This is a genomic window from Flavobacteriales bacterium (assembly GCA_013214975.1).
Taxonomy (GTDB): Bacteria; Bacteroidota; Bacteroidia; order DT-38; family DT-38; genus DT-38.
Map to the genome: position 1 here is coordinate 1 of JABSPR010000425.1, position 3,946 is coordinate 3,946.

5 protein-coding genes are annotated in these 3,946 nt (G+C 36.0%); all 5 read left to right on the forward strand.

Annotation, left to right across the window (positions count from 1 at the left end; genetic code table 11):
- Positions 1-429 (forward strand): GDP-mannose 4,6-dehydratase (locus tag HRT72_13225; GenBank protein NQY68669.1); only part of this gene is annotated, 429 nt, incomplete at its 5' end.
- Positions 429-1,004, forward strand: a complete 576-nt coding sequence (locus HRT72_13230) for an N-acetyltransferase (GenBank protein NQY68670.1) — start codon at positions 429-431, stop codon at positions 1,002-1,004. The genes HRT72_13225 and HRT72_13230, both read left to right, overlap by 1 nt.
- 6 nt (positions 1,005-1,010) lie before the next feature.
- The gene (locus HRT72_13235; GenBank protein ID NQY68671.1) at positions 1,011-2,024 is read left to right on the forward strand and encodes a Gfo/Idh/MocA family oxidoreductase; all 1,014 of its coding nucleotides are present in this window, start codon (positions 1,011-1,013) and stop codon (positions 2,022-2,024) included.
- Between the two features lie 7 nt (positions 2,025-2,031).
- Positions 2,032-3,321, forward strand: a complete 1,290-nt coding sequence (locus tag HRT72_13240; GenBank protein ID NQY68672.1) for a nucleotide sugar dehydrogenase — start codon at positions 2,032-2,034, stop codon at positions 3,319-3,321.
- Positions 3,322-3,342: 21 nt separating this feature from the next.
- The coding region (locus HRT72_13245; protein ID NQY68673.1) for an NAD-dependent epimerase/dehydratase family protein at positions 3,343-3,946 on the forward strand (604 nt) is incomplete at its 3' end.

A 3,946-nucleotide genomic window follows, 5' to 3' on the forward strand; every position in this document is an offset into this window, starting at 1 on the left:
GGACGTGTATTACCTGCATTTATCGGCCAAGCGTTAAGAGGAGAGGATATGACTGTTTTTGGAGATGGGTCACAAACAAGGTCATTTTGTTATGTAGACGATCTTGTTGAGGGAATAGTTCGATTACTCAATAGCGATTATAAAGAACCCGTTAATATTGGGAATCCTGATGAGATAACAATCAGTCAATTTGCGGAAGAAATAAATCGTTTAACCGGTAAAAACAGACCAGTTGTACACCGAGACTTACCTGTTGATGATCCAATGCAACGTAAACCAGACATTGAATTGGCAAAAGAGATATTGGGCTGGGAGCCAAAAGTTGGTAGAGAACAGGGCTTGAAAAAGACGTACGAATATTTCATCTCTTTATCCAAGGAGGAGCTATATAAAAAGGAGCATAACACGTTTGAAAAGTATACAAAGTAATGGAAGACTTTTTTGCGCACGAAACAGCCGTAATAGACGAAGGGGCGAAAATATCGAAAGGGGTTAAAATATGGCATTTTAGTCATATTATGAGTGATGCCGTGCTAGGCGAGAATTGTAATGTAGGCCAAAATGTTGTTATCTCTCCGAGAGTAATTTTAGGACGAAATGTTAAGATTCAGAATAATGTTTCGATCTATACAGGTGTTGTTTGTGAAGACGATGTATTTTTAGGTCCATCGATGGTATTTACAAACGTAATTAATCCAAGAAGCGCTGTAAATCGAAGAGGAGAATATATGACTACAAGGGTAGGAACAGGTGCGTCAATAGGTGCTAATGCTACTATTGTATGTGGACATGATATAGGGAAATTTTCCTTTATCGGAGCAGGTGCTGTGGTTACCAAAGAGATTGCACCATATGCAATGGTAGTGGGTAATCCAGCAAAACAAATTGGATGGATGAGTGAATTTGGATCAAAACTAATTTTTGATGAAGAGGGTAGATCTACATGTGAAGAAAGTAAAGAGAAGTATCAGATCAAAAATGGTTTGGTGAGTAAAATAAAATAGTAACTAATGAGTGAAGAGAAAATAAAATTTGCTGTTCTAGGTTGTGGGCATATTGGTAAACGTCATATGGAAATGATAAGAAGACACCCCGAAGCAGAATTGGTTGCTGGAGCAGATATTCGAACCCGTGAGGAATGTGGGATAGATGATGATGATTTGCCTATTTACGATTCACTTGAGAACATGTTGAATTCGGGGAAAGATTTTGATGTTGTTAATATCTGTACGCCAAATGGGTTGCATGCCGAGAATGCGATGGACGCTTTAGAAGGTAAAAAGCATATTGTTTGCGAAAAGCCAATGGCATTGAAGAAATTGAATTGTGAGAAGATTATTTCTAAAGGGTTAAATCTCTCAAAACAAGTTTTCTGTGTAATGCAAAATAGATATTCGCCTCCATCGGTATGGATAAAGGATGTAATTGAGAATAAACTTCTTGGCGAAATATTTCTTGTTCAACTAAACTGCTATTGGAATAGAGACGATCGATACTATAAAAAGGATGGTTGGAAAGGACGAGCTGATATGGATGGAGGGACATTGTTTACTCAGTTTTCACATTTTATAGATTTAATGTACTGGCTCTTCGGCGATATAGAAAATATCCAAGGAAAGTTCAATAACTGTTCCCATGAAGGGATTATTGATTTTGAAGATACTGGTGTAATTAATTTCGATTTTTTAGAAGAAGGAATGGGTAGTCTTAACTATTCTACATCTATCTGGGATACAAATTTTGAAAGTAGTATTACTATTATTGGAAGTAATGGCACAGTTAGATTAGGTGGCCAGTATATGAATAAGGTTGATTATTGTCATATAAAGGATTACACTATGCCGGAATTGGCTGAAGGAAATCCTTCAAATAACTATGGTGGATATCAAGGGTCTGCAGCAAATCATAATTATGTTATTCAAAATGTAATAGATACACTAAAGGGAAGGAAATCAATTGCAACAAATTCTTTGGAAGGGTTGAAAGTTGTTGATATTATAGAAAGAATCTATCAATTAAAATAAAAGTAAGATGTACGATAAGTTAGTTGCCAAAGAGGCAAAATTATGTATAATTGGCTTGGGTTATGTTGGTCTGCCAATTGCATTAGAATTCGCTAAAACTTTATCTGTTATCGGTTTCGATATTAATGAGGCGAGAGTTAACCAAATGAAGAATAATATTGACCCAAGTGAAGAGTTAGAAGCTTCTGATTTCGAGGGTCGAGATATTCAGTTTACTAGTTCTATTGAGGATATTAAAGAGGCGAGCTTTTTTGTAATAGCCGTTCCAACCCCAATAGATAATAGAAAGATGCCTGTTCTGGATATTCTATTAAGCGCTTCAGATACGGTGGGTAAAGTTATCTCGAAAGGAGATTATGTTGTATTTGAATCTACTGTTTACCCGGGTTGTACTGAGGAGGATTGTATACCTGTTGTTGAAAAGGTATCTGGATTAAAATTTGGTTCTGATTTTAAAGTTGGTTATTCTCCCGAAAGAATTAATCCCGGAGATAAGGAACACACAATAAATAATGTAATAAAGGTCGTGTCAGGTTGCGATCAAGAGTCATTAGATGAAATAGCTAAAGTTTACGAAATTGTTGTTCAGGCAGGTGTTCATAGAGCACCTTCTATTATGGTTGCTGAAGCCGCCAAGATTATTGAGAACACCCAGCGCGATGTTAATATTGCCTTAATAAATGAGTTGTCAATTATCTTTAATAAGATGAAGATAAACACATATGATGTTCTTGAAGCTGCAGGCACTAAATGGAACTTTTTGAACTTCAAGCCTGGTTTAGTTGGCGGACATTGCATAGGAGTAGATCCTTATTATCTCACTTATAGAGCAGAAGGATATGGGTACCATTCTCGGGTAATAACTTCAGGTAGATATGTGAACGACTCTATGGGATTTTATATTGCAAAACAGATTGTAAAGAAGGTAATTGCTGCAGACAGAAATATATCAGAAGCAAAAATATTGGTGATGGGTGCCACATTTAAAGAAAATGTGAGTGATATTAGAAATTCAAAAGTTGCCGATATAATCAGTGAATTAAAATCGTTCTCTGCGAATGTAGAAGTGCATGATCCATATGCGTCTTCTGACGATTTAAATAAAGAATATGGTTTCCACTTAGTTGATAAACTAGGTGTAGATTATGATGCCGTTATCGTTGCAGTTAATCATAAGGATTATTTGGGTTTCGATGCTAAGTACTTTAAGTCAATCTTAACTCCTAAAGGAGTACTAGCGGATTTAAAGGGAATATATTCTGGTAGAACCGAGGATATCGAATATTGGAGTTTGTAGAATTTAATCAATCTTTAAAAGTTGGCAGACAAGGTTTTAGTTACAGGGGGTTTAGGTTACATTGGCTCACATACTGTCGTTGAGTTGATCGAAAATGGATTTGAAGTTGTTATAATAGATGATCTTTCGAACTCGCACAAAGAGACATTAGAGGCGATTAAGGAGATTTCTTCTGTAAAACCAGATTGTGAAATATTTGATATTTGCGATGCTTCAAAGCTCGACGAATTGATTAACAACAATAAGGACATAAAGGCTACAATCCATTTTGCTGCTTACAAAGCAGTTGGAGAATCAGTAGAAGAACCAATTAAATATTATAAGAATAATCTAAACTCACTACTTAATTTATTAACTGTATTTGAAAAACTAGATGTTCGGCGTTTAGTATTTTCATCTTCATGTAGTGTATACGGTGAGCCATTGCAGATACCTGTAAATGAACAAACACCTACTGAACCGGCAGAATCTCCATATGCAAATACCAAATTAATCTGTGAGGATATCTGTAAAGATTATTTTAGAAATGTAGATGGGAGTTGCATTTTATTGAGGTACTTCAATCCGGTAGGCGCACACGAATCGGCCTTAATTGGGGAATTGCCAATAGGACCACCTTCAAACC

Bases quoted from the DNA above. Each gene is read 5' to 3' on its own strand.
- HRT72_13230 (NQY68670.1), top strand. From the start codon at position 429: ATGGAAGACTTTTTTGCGCACGAAACAGCCGTAATAGACGAAGGGGCG.
- HRT72_13235 (NQY68671.1), top strand. From the start codon at position 1,011: ATGAGTGAAGAGAAAATAAAATTTGCTGTTCTAGGTTGTGGGCATATT.
- HRT72_13240 (NQY68672.1), top strand. From the start codon at position 2,032: ATGTACGATAAGTTAGTTGCCAAAGAGGCAAAATTATGTATAATTGGC.